The organism is Bradyrhizobium jicamae (assembly GCF_018130215.1).
In the GTDB taxonomy this organism is placed as follows: domain Bacteria; phylum Pseudomonadota; class Alphaproteobacteria; order Rhizobiales; family Xanthobacteraceae; genus Bradyrhizobium; species Bradyrhizobium jicamae_A.
This window is the reverse complement of sequence record NZ_JAFCKQ010000025.1, coordinates 85,161-105,399: the sequence shown is the minus strand read 5'-3', so window position 1 is coordinate 105,399 and position 20,239 is coordinate 85,161. Positions and strand designations below refer to the sequence as shown.

At 65.7% G+C, this 20,239-nt stretch carries 14 protein-coding genes, 1 tRNA gene and 1 pseudogene; 6 read left to right on the top strand and 10 right to left on the bottom strand.

Going from position 1 to position 20,239, the window contains the following annotated elements; genetic code table 11:
* A partial coding sequence (locus tag JQ586_RS24665) for a TCP-1/cpn60 chaperonin family protein (RefSeq protein WP_283815479.1) occupies window positions 1-579 on the top strand: 579 nt, incomplete at its 5' end.
* Between the two features lie 84 nt (window positions 580-663).
* Here JQ586_RS24665 and JQ586_RS24660 read toward each other — a convergent pair.
* A complete protein-coding gene (locus JQ586_RS24660; RefSeq protein WP_212397203.1) occupies window positions 664-4,023 on the bottom strand; it encodes an adenylate/guanylate cyclase domain-containing protein in 3,360 nt (1,119 codons plus the stop codon).
* Between the two features lie 184 nt (window positions 4,024-4,207).
* Window positions 4,208-4,407: pseudogene (locus JQ586_RS24655) on the bottom strand (slipin family protein); the annotation flags it as partial.
* Window positions 4,408-4,711: 304 nt separating this feature from the next.
* On the opposite strand from JQ586_RS24655, the gene JQ586_RS24650 reads away from it, so the two are divergent.
* Window positions 4,712-8,053, top strand: a complete 3,342-nt coding sequence (locus JQ586_RS24650) for an AAA family ATPase (RefSeq protein WP_212397202.1) — start codon at window positions 4,712-4,714, stop codon at window positions 8,051-8,053.
* A 165-nt stretch (window positions 8,054-8,218) separates the two neighbouring features.
* Window positions 8,219-8,533: a hypothetical protein gene (locus JQ586_RS24645; RefSeq protein ID WP_212397201.1), complete on the top strand. Its 315-nt coding sequence runs from the start codon at window positions 8,219-8,221 to the stop codon at window positions 8,531-8,533.
* Window positions 8,534-8,653: 120 nt separating this feature from the next.
* On the opposite strand, the gene JQ586_RS24640 is transcribed toward JQ586_RS24645, so the two are convergent.
* From JQ586_RS24640 to JQ586_RS24630, 3 genes are all read right to left on the bottom strand, one after another.
* Window positions 8,654-9,817: a slipin family protein gene (locus JQ586_RS24640; protein WP_212397200.1), complete on the bottom strand. Its 1,164-nt coding sequence runs from the start codon at window positions 9,815-9,817 to the stop codon at window positions 8,654-8,656.
* A 338-nt stretch (window positions 9,818-10,155) separates the two neighbouring features.
* A tRNA-Ile gene (locus tag JQ586_RS24635) sits at window positions 10,156-10,221 on the bottom strand.
* 264 nt (window positions 10,222-10,485) lie between these two features.
* Window positions 10,486-11,322, bottom strand: a complete 837-nt coding sequence (locus JQ586_RS24630) for a LysR family transcriptional regulator (RefSeq protein WP_212397199.1) — start codon at window positions 11,320-11,322, stop codon at window positions 10,486-10,488.
* A 128-nt stretch (window positions 11,323-11,450) separates the two neighbouring features.
* On the opposite strand from JQ586_RS24630, the gene JQ586_RS24625 reads away from it, so the two are divergent.
* Together JQ586_RS24625 and JQ586_RS24620 are read left to right on the top strand one after the other, a co-directional pair.
* A complete protein-coding gene (locus JQ586_RS24625; protein ID WP_212397198.1) occupies window positions 11,451-12,044 on the top strand; it encodes a cysteine hydrolase family protein in 594 nt (197 codons plus the stop codon).
* 11 nt (window positions 12,045-12,055) lie between these two features.
* Window positions 12,056-12,685, top strand: a complete 630-nt coding sequence (locus JQ586_RS24620) for a glutathione binding-like protein (protein WP_212397197.1) — start codon at window positions 12,056-12,058, stop codon at window positions 12,683-12,685.
* A gap of 3 nt (window positions 12,686-12,688) precedes the next feature.
* Here the strand turns inward: JQ586_RS24620 and JQ586_RS24615 are convergent, their stop codons facing one another.
* Window positions 12,689-14,173 (bottom strand): AMP nucleosidase, encoded by a 1,485-nt coding sequence (locus JQ586_RS24615; protein WP_212397196.1) that lies wholly within the window; start codon window positions 14,171-14,173, stop codon window positions 12,689-12,691.
* 194 nt (window positions 14,174-14,367) lie between these two features.
* Here JQ586_RS24615 and JQ586_RS24610 point away from each other — a divergent pair, with 194 nt between their 5' ends.
* Entirely contained in the window at window positions 14,368-15,072 is a 705-nt protein-coding gene (locus JQ586_RS24610) for a YkgJ family cysteine cluster protein (RefSeq protein WP_212397195.1), read from the top strand.
* Window position 15,073: 1 nt separating this feature from the next.
* Here the strand turns inward: JQ586_RS24610 and JQ586_RS24605 are convergent, their stop codons facing one another.
* The 4 genes from JQ586_RS24605 to JQ586_RS24590 form a co-directional block, all read right to left on the bottom strand.
* Complete coding sequence (locus JQ586_RS24605; protein ID WP_212397194.1) at window positions 15,074-16,297, bottom strand: DUF2778 domain-containing protein; 1,224 nt, start codon at window positions 16,295-16,297, stop codon at window positions 15,074-15,076.
* 314 nt (window positions 16,298-16,611) lie between these two features.
* The gene (locus JQ586_RS24600) at window positions 16,612-17,304 is read right to left on the bottom strand and encodes a DUF899 family protein (protein ID WP_212397193.1); all 693 of its coding nucleotides are present in this window, start codon (window positions 17,302-17,304) and stop codon (window positions 16,612-16,614) included.
* 78 nt (window positions 17,305-17,382) lie between these two features.
* Entirely contained in the window at window positions 17,383-18,885 is a 1,503-nt protein-coding gene (locus JQ586_RS24595) for a glycosyltransferase family 39 protein (RefSeq protein ID WP_212397192.1), read from the bottom strand.
* Window positions 18,882-20,015, bottom strand: a complete 1,134-nt coding sequence (locus JQ586_RS24590; RefSeq protein WP_212397191.1) for a glycosyltransferase family 2 protein — start codon at window positions 20,013-20,015, stop codon at window positions 18,882-18,884. Before JQ586_RS24590 ends, JQ586_RS24595 begins: the two co-directional genes overlap by 4 nt.
* Window positions 20,016-20,239: the final 224 nt, after the last annotated feature.

Genomic DNA, 20,239 nt, shown 5'->3' with positions numbered 1-20,239 from the left:
GAGACCACCTCGGACTACGACCGTGAGAAGCTGCAGGAGCGTCTCGCCAAGCTCGCCGGCGGCGTCGCGGTGATCCGCGTCGGCGGCGCGACCGAGGTCGAGGTGAAGGAGCGCAAGGATCGCGTGGACGACGCGATGCATGCGACCCGCGCGGCTGTCGAGGAAGGCATCGTCCCGGGCGGCGGCGTCGCCCTGCTCCGTGCCTCTGAGCAGCTCAAGGGCCTGCGCACCAAGAACGACGACCAGAAGACCGGCGTCGAGATCGTGCGCAAGGCGCTGTCGGCTCCGGCCCGCCAAATCGCGATCAACGCCGGTGAAGACGGTTCCGTCATCGTCGGCAAGATCCTGGAGAACAAGGCCTACAACCACGGCTTCGACTCCCAGTCCGGCGAATATGCCGACCTCGTCAAGAAGGGCATCATCGACCCGACCAAGGTCGTGCGCACCGCGATCCAGAACGCTGCCTCGGTTGCGGCGCTCCTGATCACCACGGAAGCGATGGTCGCCGAGCTGCCGAAGAAGAACGCTGGCGGCCCCGCGATGCCTCCGGGCGGCGGCATGGGCGGCATGGACTTCTAAGGTCCCGGCCTCTCAAGGCAATTCACGACATGCAGAACCCCGGCAGCGATGCCGGGGTTTTTGTTTTCTCGCCGCCGTCGTCCGTCAGGATGCACGAGAGCGGCGGGCCGTCCGATCCACCTCGATGAGCAGCGCGTCGGCGTCCCTGATCTCGTCGAGATCCTGCTCCGCATCGAAGCAGGCGCGAACCGGCGCAAGCACCTCCGGCACCGCGTCCGCCCGGCCCTGGCGGGCGTACAGGCGTGCAACGCCGAGCGCGCTGCGCAGTTCGAACGTCTTCGTCCGTTGCCTTCGAGCAATCTCCAGGGCGCGGTGGAAGGCATGTTCGGCCCCGGCAATGTCAGGGGCGTCGCGACGCGACAACAGCTCACCCCGCACGCGGTATAGCTCGGCATCCAACCAGTGCTGCCCGGACTGCTCCGTCGCGTCGATCAGTTCATTGATGAGGTCGAGCCCCGCCTCCACATGCCCGGCCTCAGCATTCGCCACGGCGATCTGCAATCCCCAGAACGGCTCACAGAGGTAGCAGTCGTTCTCGTGAAGCAACGTCCAGCCACGCTGCATCTCCGCGAAACCTGCCGCTCGGTCGCCGGCGCGCCACTTCGCCAGACCATTGAGATAGGTGCCGGCGGCGACATAGAGCGGCATCGTGTGGTCCTGCGCCAGGCCAAGGGCAAGGATCGTCTCGGTCTGCCGCAACCTGCTGCCGCAAAGCCCGTCGAAAACGGCCTTGTGAACCAGCGCATTGGCACGTGCGAGCGCGCGCTGTTCCCCGGCGATGCTCACCGCTGCGTCCGCGAGCTGACGGGCCCGATCAATCTCGCCACGCGGCCAAAGCACCAGGGCCAGAAATCTCATGATGACGAACGGCAGGTCGAGCGTCGAGGCCTTGAAGGTCGCCGGATCCCGCTCGGTGGTATAGGCCGCGAATGCCTGCTCGAGATGGATACAAGCGTTCAGGTAATCGCCCGCGAACCAGCAGGTCACCCCGCTGGTCCAGCGCGCGACGATGGTCGCGACCGGCGATTCCGGATGCCGTTCCGCCGCGCTCATGATCGCCTCCGCCAGCTCCCGCATCGGCGCGAGCTCGCCATGGGTCAAGCAGGCGTTGAAGAGGCCCGACTGGATTGGCGCCAATTCGATTGGATCATCGATGTCAGCGGCGAACCGCCGGGCGCGCGTCCAGGCAGATACCGTCTCTGGGGCGCTGTGACCAAGACTGCCCCGCAGCGCGCGACCATAGGCGATTTGCAGATGGAGCCGGCCGATCATCCGAGCCGGCTCGTGGGGCAGTTCATCGGCGATGGCGACCGCCTTGCCGAGATGTGCGATCGCCTCGCAATAGGCCGAGCGCTTCAGCGCTTGCTGACCCGCCTTGCGCCACCACGCCAACGCCGTCTCGCCGAGCCCTGCCTCGGTGAAATGGTAGGCAACGACTTCCGGCTCGATCTCGGCGATCTCTGCAAACTTGTCGCGCAGCGCGTCGCCGATAAGCTTGTGGAGCAATTGCCGGCGGCTCTTGAGCAAGCTTTCGTAAGCCGCTTCCTGGACCAACGCGTGCTTGAAACTGTAGCTTGCATCCGGCGGCGTGCCCCGGCGCAACAACAACTCGGCCTGTTCGAGCTGGGCAAGCGCCGCGGCAAGCGTCAGATCATCGCGCCCGGCCACGCTGCGCAGCAGCGCATATGAGAAATCACGGCCTATCGCTGCACCGATCTGCGCCACCTCCTTGACCGGCGCCAGCCGGTCAAGCCGCGCCATCAGCGAGTCGTGCAGCGTCGCCGGAATCGCAAGCGGCGGCATATGATTGTCGAGGCGATAGCGCCCGGCATTCTCGACGAGAAGCCCCGACTCCATGACCATCTTGGTCAGTTCCTCGACGAACAGCGGGATGCCATCCGTCCGCTCGATGATCTGCGTCACCATTTCGCCTGGGAGCAATCGACCGACGGTCACCTGTTCGATCAACGCGCGCGTGTCCTGCCGGTCAAGCCGATCGAGCCGCAGCAGGCTGACATTGGCGAGCCCCGCCCACGGCGGCTCGAACTCTGGCCTGAACGTCATGAGCATGAGGATCGGCAGTCCCCTGATCCGGTCGACCGCGAGGTCGAGCAGTTCGAGCGACGTGGCGTCGGCCCAATGCATGTCTTCGCAGACGACAAGCACCGATTGTTGCCGGGCGAGACCCTCGAGTTGATCGAGCAGCGCTGCGAATGTCTGCCGCCGCTGCTGTGCCGGGCTCAGGCCGAGCGGCGGATAGCGGTCGCCGGTTGGGATCGACAACAGCGCCGCGATCAGCGGTGTCACGGTGGGAACCTGCTGCGTGCCGAGTGCCAGCATGGCTTCGAGCTTGTCCAGCTTCTGCTCCGGCGCATCTTCCGACCTGATCCCAGCGGCACGCTCCAGCTGGGCGACGAAAGGGTACAGCGCGCTGTTACTGTGATAGGGCGAGCATTGGTACCGCACACGGCGGTGTGTCGCGGACGCGAGGCTGTCGGAGAGCATTGCCACGATGCGCGATTTGCCGATACCCGCTTCGCCCGATATCAGCACCGCCTGGCCCTGGCCCTGCCACGCCAGTTGCTGGCGCGACAGCGCAAATTCGATTTCCGCCTTGCGGCCGACGAAGCCGATCGAGCGCGCGGTGCGCACCGCCTCGAAACGACTCTCCGATGCAGGCTCGCCTTCGACGGCCCACACCGCGATCGGCTCGGAGATGCCTTTGACCTCGCGGCGGCCGAGGTTGCGAAGTGTGAACAGATTACCGAGTAGCCGGCGTGTCGAGGCAGCGACAACGACCACGCCGGGCTCCGCCAGGCCCTGCAGCCGTGCGGCGATGTTCGGCGCATCGCCGACCGACGCCTGCTCCTCCGACGCGCCGCCGGAAACGAGGTCGCCGACCACGACAAGCCCGGTCGCGATCGCGATCCGCACCGCGGCTCCCTCGTCGGCGCGGGTCTCGAGCTTGCCGATTGCGGCGATGACGTCGAGGCCGGCGCGCACCGCGCGCTCCGCGTCATCCTCGTGAGCACGGGGATAGCCGAAATAAGCGAGTATCCCATCGCCGACAAATCTGGCAACGACGCCATCGTATGTCGCGATCACCCGCGCACAGGCCGCGCGGTAGGCGCGGATCACCTCCCACATGTCCTCAGGATCGAGACGCGCCGACAGGGCCGTCGAGCCCACCAGGTCGCAGAACATCACGGTGAGATGGCGCCGCTCGGCATCGTGCGGTGAAACCGGCGCGGCAATCAGCTCGGCTTGGCTGAGATCGGCGATCGCGCGCAGCATTTTCCGGCGATGGCCGAGCAGAACCCCGAGCCTGTCGAAGTCTTCATCCGTCAGCTCAGGAAGAACATCAATGTCGATCCCGTTCTCGGCAAAACGCAGCGCGTATTGCCCAAGCCCCAGCTTGTCGAGCCATTCCGCAATCTGCTGCATTGGCTCCACCGACGGGTTGACGGCTAGCCTAATTTCGGACCACGGCGAACAAACGATACCGCAATCTGTCCGGAGTGGCACCTTCTGTTTCGAGAGCCCGCGGTCTCACGATATGCACATTGTGCCTTGGCGGTGCCCCGCTACGGCGGGCCTGCAACCGAACATTCGCAAGGATGCCGGGCTCCGCCTCGCGGATCGCGAATCGCACCAGGCGGTACGGCACGCATCCACGTCGGGCGCCGTGGCCACCACATGCTCGGGATCGACGATCCGGCGGAACGCGGTCAGCGTCACGCGCAGCGTGATGCGATCCTTGGTCGGCATCTCCAGCGCCGTAACCTCGATCGCCTCGGGACGCGGGTCGAGGCGCCTCACCTCGATCTGCGGCATGGGGCAGCATGGACTTCTAAGGTCCGGCCCATCCCAAGGCCCCCACCAAATGCAAGACCCCGGCAGAAATGCCGGGGTTTATGTTTGGGCCGTGGTCCCGAGGTACCGCGATCGACGGTTGTGCCGTGCCCGCCGGCCGAGATGCGTTTTGACTGATGGCGACGGCAAATCTACAACGGACTTCGGAATGCCCTCGTTCCTGCCGCCATGTCGGCGTGAATTCTGAGTACCTTCGAAGCGAAATCCGGCCCCGGAATTCGTCACAAACCGCAAGCCGCAACCGCGAAGAGGCCCCGCGTTGGAAATCGAGAGCTGGCTTCAAAGCATCGGCCTGGAGCGGTACGCGCAGATCTTTCGCGAGAACGCGGTCGATCTCGGCGTCGTTCCGGATCTGACGGACGGGGATCTGGAAAAGCTCGGCATGCTGCTCGGGCATCGCCGCAAGTTTCTGCGCGCTGTTGCGAAGCTTCAGACCCCTGAGGCGAGCGCCGCGCCGGCCACGGCGCAGCCGGCCGCGTCAGCTCGCAGGCATGATACGGCCGAACGACGCCAGTTGACGATCATGTTCTGCGACCTCGTCGGATCGACCGCCCTTTCCACGCGGCTTGATCCCGAAGACCTGCGCGAGGTCATCACCGCCTACCAGCGTTGCTGCACCGACATTATCGTCAACGCCAGCGGTTTCATTGCCCGCTACATGGGTGATGGCGTCCTGGCCTATTTCGGCTATCCCCAAGCCCACGAGCATGAGGCCGAACGCGCCGTCAGGGCCGGCCTGGCGCTCGTTGAAGCCGTGCCGAGACTCGTGACGCCCGCAGATGCTGCGTTGCAGGTCCGCGTGGGCATTGCGACCGGCCTTGTCGTCGTCGGCGACCTGCTTAAGGCCGGCCTCGCGGAGGAACAAGCGGTCATCGGCGAGACCCCCAACCTTGCCGCCCGGCTGCAGACCCTGGCCGAGCCGGGCACGGTGGTGATTTCCGCAAGCACGCGGCGCCTGACCGGCGGCCTGTTCGAATATCGCGACCTCGGGACCCTCACGTTGAAAGGCTTCGACGAGCCCGTCGAGGCATCGTGCGTACTCGGCGAAAGCGCCACCGAAAGCCGCTTCGAGGCGCTGCGCGCCAGCACGATGCCGCTGGTCAACCGCTATGACGAACTCGACCTGCTGATGCGCCGCTGGCGCGAGGTGCAACGCGGACACGGCTCGGTGGTGCTGCTGTCAGGTGAAGCCGGCATTGGCAAATCGCGAATCGCACGGACCGTTCTGGAGCAGCTGGGCCATCAATTGCACACGCCGGTGCGTCAGTTCTGTTCACCCTACCACCAGCACACGGCGCTCTATCCGTTCATCACGCAACTTGAACGGACGGCGGGCTTTCGACGCGACGACAGGGACGAGCAGCGCCTCGTCAAGCTGGAGGCAACGCTGGCGCTTGAATACGGCAACCGCGGCGAGGCCATGTCGCTGCTCGCCGGCCTGCTGTCCATTCCCAACACCGGACGCTATCCGACGCTCGATCTCACGCCGCAAAAGCGCAAGGAGCGGACGCTGCAGACGCTGATCGCGCAGGTCGAAGGCCTTGCGATGCACCGACCGGTGCTGCTGCTGATGGAGGACATCCATTGGGCCGATCCGACGTCGCTCGAACTGTTCGAGCAGATCATGGATCGCGCTCCGGCCCTGCCGCTGCTGGCAATCGCCACGTTCCGCCCCGATTTCATTCCGACCTGGTCGGCTCGCCCCCAGGTGACCACGGTCGGTCTCGATCGCCTGCAGCGGCGGCACTGCAGCGAGATGATCGCGCATCTGACCGCACGCAAGAACCTGCCCCAGGAGATCGCCGACCAGATCACCGAGCGAACCGACGGCGTACCGCTGTTCGTCGAAGAGCTGACCAAGGCCGTGGTGGAAAGCGGCGCACTGGTCGAGCAGGATGACCGCTACGTCGCGACCGCGCCGGTGACCCAGCTCGCCATTCCCACCTCGCTCCAGGAATCGCTGCTGGCTCGGCTCGATCGCTTCGCCAGCACGAGCAATGTGGCACAGATCGCCGCCGCGATCGGACGGCAGTTCTCCTACGAACTCATCAGCGCGGTTGCCGGCCTGGCGCCGGACGTGCTGGACGAGACGTTGCAGCAACTCGAGAGCGCCGAGTTGATCTTCCGGCGCGGCGTGCCGCCGGACGCCGAGTATACGTTCAAGCATGCCCTGGTGCAGGATACGGCTTACGGCACGATGCTCCGCGGCGTTCGTCAGCGGGTCCATGGCAGCATCGCAGCGGCTCTCGAGGCGCAGTTCCCGGAGATCGTCGCCACGCAGCCTGCGTTGCTCGCCCGGCACTGCGCGGAGGCCGCACAGGCCGAGAAGGCGGCCGCCTATTGGCTCAAGGCCGGCCAGCAAGCGCTTGCCCGAGCGGCCATGATCGAAGCCACCGCCCAGCTGCGAAAAGGGCTCGACGCGTTGGGCAGCGTGCGGGATGGTGCTGCACGCCAGAAGCAGGAACTCGACCTGCAGCTGGCGTTGGGATTGGCGCAGATGGCCATGAAGGGCTACTCGGCGCCCGAAGTCGGCGAGACGCTGGGTCGCGCACGAATCCTCGCCGAGCAACTCGACCAGCCGCGGTACCTCTGGCCGGTGATCCTCGGCCAGTCGACGTTCCACCGGGTGCGCGGCGAACATCGGCGCGCGCTCGAGCTCGCGGAGGAGCTTGAGCGGGTCGGCGAGGCACGCAACGATATCTCGGCCCAGCTGGTCGGCCGCTGGGCCAACGGGCGCACCCGCCTCTTCCTGGGCGAATTCGGCATTGCCCGCGAATTGCTGGAACGCTGCCAAGGCCTGGCCGACCCCGCGCATCGCAGCTGGGTATCGTGGTCTGACCCCTACGCGATGACGCTCACGTACCTTGCCTGGACGCTCGCCACGCTCGGCTACATGGACCAGGCGCGGACACGGCTGGACGAGGCATTGGCGGAGGCTCGCCGGCTCAATCATCCCCAGACGCTCGCCGACGTGTTGCTCACGGCTCGCCCGGTCGAGCGCTTCATCGACTCGCCGGACCTGCGGCAGCATGAAGAGGAGTTGCTCGCCCTCTCGACCGAGCGCGGCTTTCCGCTGCACCGGGGATGGGCAATGGGGTATCGGGCGGTGTCGTTGACCCTCGCCGGACAACCGCTGCAAGGACTGTCGCTGATCGAGCAGGCCGCCAAGACGATCCAGACGACCGGAGCCGTGACCGGCACGCCGGACCTTCTGATGATGCGCGCCGGCACCTATGCAGCACTCGAGAGGCCCGCCGACGGGCTGAGTTGCCTTGCCGAAGCAGAACAGATCATGCAGGCAACGGACGAACGGTTCGGCGAGGCCGAACTGCATCGGCTGCGGGGCAGTCTGCTCGACGCCATCGGCGATCAGGCCGCCTCCGAGCAAAGCTATCGTCATGCGATCGAAGTCGCCCGCCTGCAGGCCGCGAAGCCGTTCGAGCTGCGCGCGGCGGCCGGCCTCACGCGCCTGCTGCGCAGGCAAAACCGGCAGGCCGAAGCCGAGGACCTGCTCGCCACGATCTATGCGTGGTTCACCGAAGGGCTCGACTCACCTGATCTCCGGGACGCTCGCGCGTTGCTCGAAGGCCGCGCGTCGTAATCATCCCGATGGCCGGAGCTGGACGAAATTCCCGACGGTCTGCCCGATGCGAACGTCGGTCCAAATTGTGGCACAGCATCAATTCAACCAATATTGACAGGCTCCGCATCTGGTTCGATTGTATCGGTCCGTCTCGCGAACAAAATCATACTGGAGGAACCAATAATGTTTCGGCTTCAGAAGGGCGCGAAGGCGCCGAAGGATGAGATGACGTATTTCTACCTCATCACCCGCACCGAAAAAGGCCGGTCGCAAAGTGTGGCGGCATGGAAGCGCGGCGCAAATGACGTCACCAAGATTGTTAAAAAAGCGGGCGGTCAATGCAGGCTCTTCTCGACCCGCGGGTCGGAAGTTGACTATGTCAGCGTGATCACCGGCGTCAGTGCCGCCGCCACCATCGCCATTGCCGAGGAAATCGAAAAGCTCGGAGCCGTGAAGGCAACGCTGGTCTCGGGCATCGAGATGTTCGGCACCGTCTGAGGCATTATCCGAAAAAGCACGAAGCGTTTTCCCTCGCGACACGCGCGAAACGATCGCGCGCAGTTCATGCTCAAGCCGCAAAGCGTGACGAAGGGCCGCCCGTGGGCGGCCCTTCTTGTTTCATGCGCTCTCGGGCGCCTTCAGGCGGACCAGTCCGGTGAGCAAGGCATCGAGGCCCTGCCCGTCGCCCGCATGCAGGTCGATGCGGCCAACCTTCTCGACCAGGCGCTCGAGTGACTCCAGCTCCTTGAGCCGCAGCAGCAGAGGGTTCTCCTCCATCAGCCTGGCGGTGTTCAGGAGCGAACGCGTCGCCGCGGTCTCCTCCTGGCGGCGGATCAGGTTAGCCTTCGCCACCCGCTCCGCCTCCACCACCTTGTTGACGAGCTCGCGGATCTCGCCGGGCAGGATCACGTCCTTCACGCCGAGCTCAGTGACCTCGACACCGGAGTCCACGACGCGGTCGCGGACATACTGCCGAAGCTCCGCATCCAGCGCCGCCTTGGCCGACAGCACCTCGTCGAGCGTGCGCCCGGCGACCGCCTCGCGGATCGCGAACTGCACCAGGCGGTACAGCCACGCATCCACGTCGGGCACCGTGGCCACGACCCGCTCGGGATCGACGATCCGGCGGAACGCGGTCAGCGTCACGCGCAGCGCGATGCGGTCCCTGGTCAGCATCTCCTGCGCAGTGACCTCGATCGCCTGAGGACGCAGGTCGAGGCGCTTCACCTCGATCTTGCGGCCCGCGATCCAGAACGCGTGCCGGCCAGGCGCGAGCCGCTCGACCAGCTTGCCTTCGACCGTGAGCAGGCCGGCCTCGTGGTTCTCGACCACGGCCTCGGTGATGACGCCGGCCCGGTTGGGCTGGATCATCGCCAGATGCCGCGCCGTCACACGGGGATCCTCAGCCACGTCGATGCGCTCGACGCCGACTGCGGTCGCAACCTTCCAGTAGACGCGCACCTGCCAGGGCGTCATCAGCTGAACGGGTCGGCCGTCGAGGCTGACGATTGCGACCTCGTTCGCCCCGGTCTCGACCGCCTCGAACAGCTCAACGGCGAGATCAGGCCGAGCGGCCTTGATCACCGCGTAGCGATCCGCGGGGAATTCGCTCCGCACGACGCTGAATAGCTCGGCCTTCAGCGAATGCAGGGGATCGAACAGGCTGTAACGTCCGGGCACGAGCACGCGCTCGAGCCGGCCGTTGCGCGTGAGCAATGCGCGCTCGCCATCCTTCACCGTCACGTTGGTCGTCAGGACATGCCAGGTCCTATCTAGAGTCATGGCACACTTCCTTTTGTTTGCCGTCCGGCCCGTGGACCGAAGAGCGGGTTTCAGTTCGCAAAGGACGTGAGGACGCGAACGCGGCTTCCTGTCAGGCCTGCGGGCCGTGGCTTGAGCTCGCCTGATGACGGGCGCACGCGCGCGTTCGCGCGACAAATATCGCGCGGCCGAGCGGAGCCACCCGGCATCAGCGCAAGCGGTATCCACCGCGGCGCAGAGCCGGTCTCACAGTGTCGATGTTCGGACGAAAAGCCTTGCGGCAAGACGACCGGACTGCGACTGAAGCGCGCGTCCGGTCCTCGTCAGAGGTATCAGCTGTTCAGGCTGAAACGGAGCGCTGGAGCGGGATTCGAACCCGCGACCCGATGATTATCATTCACCTGCTCTAACCAACTGAGCTATCCTTCGATGAGCAAGATACCGGAATCGAACCGATCCTTCGGGCTTCTCCCGATGCTCGCCATGAGCTTGATCCTGCACTTCGTTCTGGCGGAACACGACACCGCATCGCGGCACGCGCCGGCCGGGATCTCACGAGCCCGAACCCGAGTCCAAAGCGAAGGAGCGCGCTAATAGACGAAGCAGCTTCGGGTTGCAAGAGGGTGCGCAAGATTTTTTCGCGAGGGTGCGGCGCCGCGGCCCGCCCGTAATGGCGGAATTTGTGCGCATCACCCGCGCGCAGCGTCCTGAAAGCAGGCGCGCACCCACTCTATGGTGACGCGGGCGGCGGCGTCACGCTTGAGATGATTCTGTACCAGGAGCCAGACGTCGCGCCGCTTCGGCAGCAGCGTCGCGCGCAGCCGGCGGTCGGCAAGCAGCGGCGCGCAACTGTGCTCCGGCAAGACGCCGGCGGCACGATGCGACTGGATCAGCGTGCGGATGACGCGGACATTGTCGGTGACGCAGCGCGCGCGAATCCGCCGCGCGCGCAGGAACTGCATTTCGGGAATGCCCTCGAGCTCGTCGGGATAGACGCACGCCACCGGCTCGCGCTCGGCCGCCGCCGCCGGCTCGAAAAAATACAGCCTGACTTCGGCGAGCTTCGAGATCGCGAAGTCGCCCTTGTCGGGCTTGCGCAGGCGGATCGCGAGGTCGGCCTCCCATCGCGAGAACTTCACGTTCTCGCTCGAGGTCAGGAGTTGCAAGGTGACGCCGGGATGCGTTTCCAGGAATTCGGCCGCGCGCGGCGCCAGCACCTCTTCGGCGACTGCGTTGGTGGAGGCGATGCGCAGCCGGCCCACCGGCCCCGGCAGGCTTGCGCCAATGCGGCCGATCTCGTCGGCATGGGTGGCCATAGCCTGGACATGCGCCAGCACCATCTCGCATTGCCGCGTCGGCCTCCGCAACCCGTCGATGGCCTCGAACAGGCGCAGGCCCAGTGCGCGCTCGATGCGCGCCAGCCTGCGGCCAACCGTGGTCTCGTCGATGCGCAGCCTTGCGCTGGCGCCGGCATAGGTGCCCTCGTCCCTGACGGCGGCGATGATGCGAAGGTCATCCCAGTTCATGCGACGAGGCTACATCGCGCCGGCGGCGCCTGCAATAACGCAGCCAATGGCTGCAATATCCCTGCATATCGGCAGGCGGCCGGAGCGCTATGTTTGGCGGATCACATCTCCGGGAGATCCTGAAAGCCATGACCTCGGCCAAAACCCTGTTGCAGCTTGCCGGCGCCGATCCGAACCCGCCTCGCCTCGGCGAGGCCTGCCTGGTGCTGATCGACCTCCAGAACGAATATCTGGCAGGCCCTCTCGCGCTGCCTGACGCCGCGGCCGCAGTCACACGCGCCAGCGCCCTGCTCGGCCGCGCCCGCGAGGCAGGAGCAAAGATCTTCCACATCGCACATCGGGGACGGCCCGGCAGCCTGTTCGACCGCAGCGCCGAGCGTGGCGCGATCGTGGCGTCGCTCACGCCGCGGCCGGGCGAAGCGGTCATCGAGAAGGAGTTGCCGAACGCGTTCGCCGGCACCGACCTCAACGCGCAGCTGGCCGCGACCGGGCGCAAGGAGCTCGTGCTCGCCGGCTTCATGACGCATATGTGCGTCAGCTCCACCGCCCGCGCCGCGCTTGATCTCGGCTTCCGCACCACGATCGACGCCGACAGCTGCGCCACGCGCGACCTGCCCGACGGGCGCGGCGGGACGCTTGACGCTCGGACAATCCACGAGGTCGCGCTCGCGGAGCTCTCCGACCGCTTTGCGATCGTCGCGCGCGGCGATGTCCTGAAGTGACGGAGTGCGCGATGCTGCAGCTCTATTTCTTTCCGATGGCCTGCTCCCTCGCCAGCCGTATCGCGCTGATGGAGGCCGGCATCGAGGCGCGCTATCACCTCGCCAACATCTGGACCAAGAAGGTCGCCGATGACGACCGCGATTTCCGCAGCGTTTCGCCGAAAGGCGCCGTGCCCGTCCTGGTGCTGGAGAACGGTCAACACCTGACCGAGAGTGCCGCGGTGCTGCAGTATATCGCCGACCGCAAGCCCGAGATCGGCCTCGCGCCACCGCCCGGCGATCCCGATCGCTATCGCCTGCAGGAGTGGCTGAGCTTTATCGGCGCCGAGATCCACAAGGCGTTCCTGTTCCCGACCTTCTGGTACAAGGACGATGCTTCGCTCGCCAAGCCGCGCGCCAGGATCGGACAAACATTGTCGGTACCCTCCGCACACCTTGCCGACCGCGAATTCCTGGTCGGCGACCGCTTCACGGTCGCTGACGCGCATCTCACCTGGGCCTTGCTGCTGCTCCGCGCCGCGGGCATCGACGTCGCACAATGGCCGTCTCTGTCAGCCTATCATGCGCGCATGCAGGCGCGGCCGCAGGTCAAGGCCGCCATCGGAATCGAGGCAGCATTGCGCAAGACGCTGGCGGCGTAGGCCTTACTGGAACGCGACCTCGGCAAAGCTACGGAGCTTGCGCGAATGCAGGCGCTCGGACTCCTGCTGCTTGAGCCGTTCGAGCGCCCTGAGGCCGACCTCGAGGTGCTGGCCGACACGGCGGCGGTAGAATTCGCTCGCCATGCCGGCAAGCTTGATCTCGCCATGCAGCGGCTTGTCGGAGACGCACAGCAGCGTGCCGTAGGGAACGCGGAAACGATAACCGTTGGCGGCGATCGCCGCCGATTCCATGTCGAGCGCGATCGCGCGCGACTGCGACATCCGCCGGATCACCTGCGGGCCGCTGATCTCCCAGTTGCGATTGTCGACGCTGGCCACCGTCCCGGTGCGCATCAGCCGCTTGAGCTCGAAGCCGGTCAGCCCGGTCACCTCGCCAACCGCCTCCTCGAGCGCGACCTGCATCTCGGCCAGCGCCGGGATCGGCACCCACAGGGGCAGCTCGTGATCGAGCACGTGATCCTCTCGGACATAACCGTGAGCCAGCACGTAGTCGCCGAGCCGCTGCGTGTTGCGAAGCCCTGCGCAATGCCCGATCATCAGCCACGCATGCGGCCGGAGCACCGCGACGTGATCGGTGACGTTCCGCGCATTCGACGGGCCGATCCCGATGTTGATCAGCGTGATGCCGCGATAACCGGGCTCGACCAGATGAAAGGCGGGCATTTGCGGCGCCCGCTCCGGCGCGGTCCCGGTGGTGCCGCCGCCAAGCCGCGCGTTACACGTGATCACGTTGCCGGGTGCGACGAAGGCTTCGGGACCGATCTCGCCCGCGGCGAGACGCTGCTGACACAGTTGCGCGAAGGTATCGACATAGAACTGGTAGTTCGTGAAGATCACGAAGTTCTGGAAGTGCTCCGGATCCGTGCCGGTGTAGTGATAGAGCCGGCGCAGCGAGTAATCGACCCGTGCCGCACGGAACAGCGCCAGCGGCTCGGACGCGCCCGGCGTCAGCTCGAACGTGCCGTCGGCGATCGCATCGTCCATCGCGGCAAGGTCGGGCGTATCGAAAACGTCACGCAGCGAGCGGGTGAACGCGGAGCTGTCGGCGATGGTCAGCGCCGCCTCGATGTTGATGTCGCGCCGATAGGCGAAATGGATCGGGATAGGCTCGCCGGACTCACCGATCTCGACCGGTACGCCGTGGTTCTTGATCAGCAGCCCGATCTGCTCGGTGAGGTAAGTGCGGAAGATATCCGGCCGCGTGATGCTGGTCTCGTGCACCCCCGGCCCAGCGACGAAGCCGTAGGCAAGCCTTGAATCGAGCCGCGCATGGGACGAGGTCGTGATGCGCACCAGCGGATAGCAGGCGCGCACCCGCGTCGTCAGCGCACCACCGCTGACATAGGCCTCGAAGCGATCGCGCAGGAAGCGCGTATTGCGCTCGTAGATCTCCTCCAGACGGCTGACCGCCGCGTCGGCGTCGACGAAGGTCTCGAAAGCGAAGGTCGGAGGCGTTTCAAAATGCATAGCGGGACCCGTTCGCTTCGCGCCGGATTGACCGGGGATTCGCCCTGTCAATTCTCATGAATATAGCAACACTGGCCCTGAGTTCCAGATCGCACCGGTGCGACAGGCGTTCCATCCGTTACACCACGGTCAGCAATGGTCGTGACGTCCGGCTGATTCGCAACCTATAGAGGAGGACGAAAAGGATCAGCGGCATGAGCGCACAGGACGCCATCGACTTCATCTCTGACGATATTGCCGAAGTCGGCACCTTGATGCGGTCGCTTTCCGGCCGCTACGAGGGCATCTTCGACAATCTCCGCGGCGCCTTTGGCGTCGCGCTCGAACGTGCCGACGGCATCGCCAATGCGGCGCGCGATGCGACAGCCATCGCCGATGCCGCCGCCGCCGGCTTTCGCCGCGACATCCCGAACCAGCCGACGCTGGCGTGCGCCAGCGGCTGCGCGGCCTGCTGTCACCTCTATGTCCAGGTGCCGCCCGGAACGGCCGCTGTGATGGCCGAGCACATCGCCGCACATTTCACACCGGCCGAGCGCGCGTCCTTGCGCGAGCGGCTGGAAGCTGCCGCCGCCGCGGCTCACGCGGTGCCCGATCCCGCCAGGCTGCGGCGGCCCTGCCCCCTGCTCGGCTCCGACAATCGCTGCACGGTCTACGAGGTCCGCCCACTGTCCTGCCGCGCCTTCACGTCGCGCTCGGTGGCGCGCTGTCACGAGGTGGTGTTTGGCGACAATCAGGACGGTAGCGGCGTCGAGCAGAACGCCGCGCATTTCCGCATTCACATGCAGGCGACCTTTGCACTCGAGCAGGCCGCGCGGCACCGCCGACTGCCGGATCGGCAGAAGGGATTGGCTGAGGCGCTGCTCGAGGAGATGGATGCGCTCGGCGTGAAGACTGCGTGACCTACTGGATCTTCGCCAGCACCGCGAGACGGCGGATGCCCTTGTTGCGATAGGCGTCGAGGAACGCGTAGTAATCCCTGAACGAAACACAGCCGTTCGAATCGCCGTTCGGACCCAGCATGAAGGTGTGCGCGAGCAGGCCGACGCGATTGAAGATCTTGCCTTCGCCGCCGATCGGATTGAGGCGGAGCGCCGGCACACCGTGGAATAAGGCTTCGCGCGGCTTCAGCTCGTAGATGTGCGGCGGCGTAACGCCGACCATCTTCATGTGCGAGGAGCGCGGATCGTCGAGCCGGGAGCCGAGGCCGGAATGCGCCTCGAGCCGGGTGCCGTCAGGCAGGTAAACAGTGTGGGCAGACACGTCGTAGACCGCGGTCTGGCGATCATAGGGCGGCGAGCCGCCCAGCATCGGGTTCTGGTCGAGCGTCGAGGGAATGCTGCCGGTGACATTGGCGTCGGCCGACGCGAATGACAGCAGTCCGCCGCTCGACTCGCGCTTGCCCCACAGCTTCTCGACCATGGTCTGGCGTTCGCTCGATGCGATCGACATCACCGCGGCCTTGGCGCGCGCGGCCATGTCACGCACCGTGACACCGGATCTCGGAGCCGGCTTCGCCTCGACGGGCTTGGCCTCGACCGAGATCGATACGGGCGCATTGAGCGCGACCTGCAGATTGGCCGCGGCTTCCTTCTTCGCGACCTCGACCGTCTTCGGAGCGGCAACCGGCTTGGAGGCCTCGGCAAGCTTTGGCGCAGCGGCAGGCTTCGGAGCTTCAGCAACCTTCGGCGCAGCAGCAACCGGCTTGACCGCATCGGTCTGCGGCGCAGCGTCAGCGATGACGCGGGACGGCTCGCCCTGCGGCGAGGCAGCCGCAAACCTTTCGTTAAACATAAGCGGCGGCGGCGCGGCCTCGGTCTTCGCAGTCTCCATTCTGACGGACGAGGATGGCGGCGGCGTCAGCGCAGCGAACACCTCATTGAACGACGGCGGCGCGGGCCGTACCGCGACGGCAACCGGCTGCCGCGTCACCGGCGCATCGAACGCCGCGCTGTTCACCGACGGAAAGACGTTCGCCGCGAAGATATTGGCATAGACGGTCCAGGCGCAGCCAAGTACGAGGCCCGCGACTGCGGCGCTTCCCAGAAAATTCTGAGGGAGGGTCTTACGAGGAGATTTCCTGCGGCTCGGCGCCGCAATGCCATACGCAATCGCACTCGTACTCATACGCCCGCCCGAAACAGTTCCACCTCGTCCCTCGCTTGACTTGGCGCCGAATGATGTTTCGGCTCAGCATCTCGCAGGGGCGCGGATGGCCATTAAGGCGACTTTTAGTTAAATGCGACTTAACTGGATGCGATCCCCTGCAACGCCGGAAGTGCCTGTGGCATGGGGCTTTTTTAAGATCAGATTGGGATGGCAGGTGCGGAATCTTGTCCCATCATGGGACATTGCGGCGAGCCATCTCCGGGCTCGCAGCAGGGAGAATTTCGTTGCCTATCGCCCCGTACTCATGCGGGGATTTTGCAAGAACAGTCTCTTCAGTAGCCAAGTCTCGGATACCAGTCCGTACCGCGTCCTTCAGGCGTGGTGTCGAGAATGGTCCAGAGCGGATCCATATCCGGCGCGCCGCGCGGATCCTGGCCGGGATCAGTGGTACCGGGCCCCATCTCGCCGGCCCAGAAATGACGAATCGTGCCGCCGCGCCGCCAGAAGACGTTGTAGCCGGGCACGTCGGCATCATCCTTGCTGACATAGTCGCGCGTGTAGTCGCCCGACGCATCCGAATAGACCTTGTGGTGCGTCCAGCCGCGCGCGGCCTTCGCCTCGATCAGCCGCGCGATCGGCGAACGCGCCACGAAGACGAAGGAGACGCGCTGCTCGATGTCGGGCAGCTTCGCCTCCCATGTCCCCATGAACGAGGTGCACATCGGACACGGCCTCTCGCGCTGCGGACCGAACATGTAGCTGTAGATGATGAGCGTCTGCTTATTGCCGAACAGATCGGCCAGCGATGCCTGGCCGGACTCGCCGATGAACTGATAGGCCTTCGTCACCTCGCCGCCCGGCGGCAGAGCACGGCGCAACTCGGCGACGCGCTCGATGTGGCGGCGAAGCTCGACCTCCTCGGCGAGGAGCGCCTGACGGGCGCGGCGATACGCGTCGCTTTCATTGGGAAAGCGTGTGGTGTTGGTCTTGGCGAGCTCAGCGGCAGGCTTGAGGGAACCGGTCATGATGGAACCTCGCTTGGTTGACACGCTCCCTTGAAGACGTATAGGAGCGAGACGATCCGACATCGATGACAATGATTTCTATTCCAGTTCCGGTGGCGGGGAGCGATCGAGCACGTCGCCTTTCGTTCCTTCCAGCACGTCAATCGAGTAGGTCTCGATCACGAGCGGTCCGCGCTTGCGTTTGGCCTCGGCGATAGTCTCGATATGCGCGACGTTGTCGCGCACCGACGACGGCACGCTCTGCCCGACTTCATGCACGTAGAGCAGCTTGCCGGAGAGTTGCGCCGGGTCCGGCTCCCGCATGTTGACCCAGCGGATGCGCTGGCCCTGCTGCGCGACGCAGCTTCCCCTCGGGAGATAGAACGCGAGCCAGGCGGTGGTGCCGTAATCAGGCGCCAGAACACAGTTCGCGCCAGCGCGGATCCGCGCCGCTTCGATCTCACGCGCAAGCTCGGACCAGCCGACGCCGACACTGCGGACCGTGGCATCGCGACGGTAGCCCGAGAGCATGCCGGTGTTGGCCTGCACGATCAGAAGCACGAATAGCACGACACCAACGGGCGCCGCCCAGCGTCGGCAGAAATCGACGGTGCGCTGCTCGCGCGGCGCCCATTGCACCTGGATCGCCGCGACGGCCGCCGCGACCACGAAGGCGGGATAAACCGGAGCGAACCAGTTGGCCTCGACCCGCGCATGCAGCGCGTGCCAGGTGAAATAGACGACGATGGTCCAGAACATCGTGCTGACGAGCACCCGCGCCGGCGAAGTGCCGGCGCGCCGCCGGTAGAATGCGTAGAGGCCCATCACGCCGAGGATGAAGACCAGCGGCGTCGCGAACCCAATCTGTGTGGGGATCAGCTCGGCGATGAAAACCGGCCTGAAATCCTCGATCCGGGCGCGGCCCATTTGCTTGATGAAGGACACCCAATGATGATCGGCATTCCAGCGGATCACGGGCGCGAACATCGCAAGCGCAACAACACCGCCGAGATAGAGCCAGGGCGACAGGAACCAGCGCCGCAGCTTCGGCACCATTGCAAGCCAGATCAGGATCGCCGGCCCGAAGAACAACGCGGTATATTTCGACAGCAGCGCGGCGCCTGCACTGGCACCGACAGCCAGCCACCACGCCCCGCGGCCGCTCTCCAGCACCTTCGCGAGCGAGAACAGCAGGAAGCTCGCGGCGACCAGAAGCGGCGCATCCGGCGTCACGATCAACGTGCCGACGGCCGCCATCAGTGTGGCGTTGAGCAGGATCGTGGCGCTCACGGCGACACGCTGGCCGCCGAACAGGATCGCCGCCGACTGGTAGATCGCCCAGCTCATCGGCAGCGCGAGCAGGATCGACACCAGCCGCACGCCGAGTGGGGTGTCGCCCGCGATCATCGTGCCGAGCCGGATCACGACCGCCACCATCGGCGGATGGTCGTAGTAACCGCCGGCCAGCGCCTTCGACCACATCCAGTAATAGGCTTCGTCGAAGGTCAGCGGCGTCCACGCTGCCGCCGCGAGTCGCAACACGACCAGCGCGCAAACCACCAGAACGGTGCCGGGGACGAGCCGCGCCTCGTTCGGGTTCATCGCTTGCGCCAGACGAACAGCCCGGACATCGCATAGTTCCAGACCACGCCCATCAGCGCGCCGGCCGCACCGGCAAGCCACCAGATCGGCTCCTGGTCGTAGACCGAGAACGCGACGCCAACATTGGCGAGCAGGCCGACGCTGCAGACGAGATAGAACAGCAACAGGCCGCGCACGATCCCAAGGCCCTGCAGCCGCTGGTCGCGATAGGTGAGGAAGTTGTTGAGGATGAAGTTGCTGGTCATGGCGACGATCGCGCCGGTGGCCTGCGCCTCGGCAAACGGGGCTTTGAACAGTTCCAGCGCGATGAAGAGCGCCGCGAGATGCACGAGCAGGCCGAGCGCGCCGACCATCCCGAACAGAATGAAGCGCAGCGTGATCACGTCGTGAGTCAGCTTGGCCAGCACGAGACCGAGGAAGTCCAACGCGACCATGGAATCGAGCTTGCTCTCGCCATGCTGGCGGGAGCCAAACGTATAGGGGATCTCGACTGCACGCAGCTTGCCGTGCGCGGTCGCGACCACGTCGAGCAGGATCTTGAAGCCCTGCGTCGAGAGCTGCGGCGCGAGCTGCTCGAACCGGTCGCGGCGGATCATGAAGAAGCCGCTCATGGGATCGGCGATCTCGACGTTGAGGGCGCGGCGCGCGATCTCGGTTGCGAAGGCGCTGGCGCCGGCACGCTGGCTGTTGAAGCCCTCGGTGCGGTAGCCCTCGATGTAGCGGCTGCCGACCACGAGCTCGGCCTCGCCGTTCCTGAGCAGCGCCACCATCTTCGGGAGCTGGGTCTCGTCATGCTGAAGGTCGGCGTCGATCACGGCGGCAAAGGGCGCGCTGGACGCCAGGATGCCCTCGATGCAGGCGCCGGACAGGCCGCGCCGGCCGACGCGGCGGATGCAGCGGACGCGGGAATCCTGCCGCGCCAGGCCACGCACCACATCCCAGGTTCCGTCGGGCGAATTGTCGTCGACGAAGATGACTTCCCAGGGCACGTCCTTCAGCGTCGCGTCGAGCCGCCGGTACAGCACCGTGACATTGTCGCGTTCGTTGAAGGTCGGGACGACCACCGAAAGTAGCGGCAAACCAGCGGCCTGCGACGGGGTTTCGGGGCCCGGCTTGATGACGTCATTCATGAGCGCCAGCGTATAGCCGCAGCCTCATCCGCTGCCAAGGCGGGCAAGCCCAAACACCTTCGGTAAGACGGGAAAACAGCGGCAAATCGCCCCCGAAAATGCCAACGACCACCGACAAGTGGCGCGCGTACATCCGGCGCAGCCGAGTTTGTGGTGGTCGTCCCGGCGCCGGAGCCCCCTGGAAGAGGCTGCAACGTCACCGTTAGCGACCAAATGGGGAGGCC

Coding starts and splice junctions, on each gene's coding strand:
- JQ586_RS24590 (WP_212397191.1), bottom strand. CDS start 20,015: ATGAATGACGTCATCAAGCCGGGCCCCGAAACCCCGTCGCAGGCCGCT.
- JQ586_RS24640 (WP_212397200.1), bottom strand. CDS start 9,817: ATGACTCTAGATAGGACCTGGCATGTCCTGACGACCAACGTGACGGTG.
- JQ586_RS24620 (WP_212397197.1), top strand. CDS start 12,056: ATGCTGCAGCTCTATTTCTTTCCGATGGCCTGCTCCCTCGCCAGCCGT.
- JQ586_RS24660 (WP_212397203.1), bottom strand. CDS start 4,023: ATGCAGCAGATTGCGGAATGGCTCGACAAGCTGGGGCTTGGGCAATAC.
- JQ586_RS24605 (WP_212397194.1), bottom strand. CDS start 16,297: ATGAGTACGAGTGCGATTGCGTATGGCATTGCGGCGCCGAGCCGCAGG.
- JQ586_RS24600 (WP_212397193.1), bottom strand. CDS start 17,304: ATGACCGGTTCCCTCAAGCCTGCCGCTGAGCTCGCCAAGACCAACACC.
- JQ586_RS24615 (WP_212397196.1), bottom strand. CDS start 14,173: ATGCATTTTGAAACGCCTCCGACCTTCGCTTTCGAGACCTTCGTCGAC.
- JQ586_RS24625 (WP_212397198.1), top strand. CDS start 11,451: ATGACCTCGGCCAAAACCCTGTTGCAGCTTGCCGGCGCCGATCCGAAC.
- JQ586_RS24610 (WP_212397195.1), top strand. CDS start 14,368: ATGAGCGCACAGGACGCCATCGACTTCATCTCTGACGATATTGCCGAA.
- JQ586_RS24595 (WP_212397192.1), bottom strand. CDS start 18,885: ATGAACCCGAACGAGGCGCGGCTCGTCCCCGGCACCGTTCTGGTGGTT.
- JQ586_RS24630 (WP_212397199.1), bottom strand. CDS start 11,322: ATGAACTGGGATGACCTTCGCATCATCGCCGCCGTCAGGGACGAGGGC.
- JQ586_RS24645 (WP_212397201.1), top strand. CDS start 8,219: ATGTTTCGGCTTCAGAAGGGCGCGAAGGCGCCGAAGGATGAGATGACG.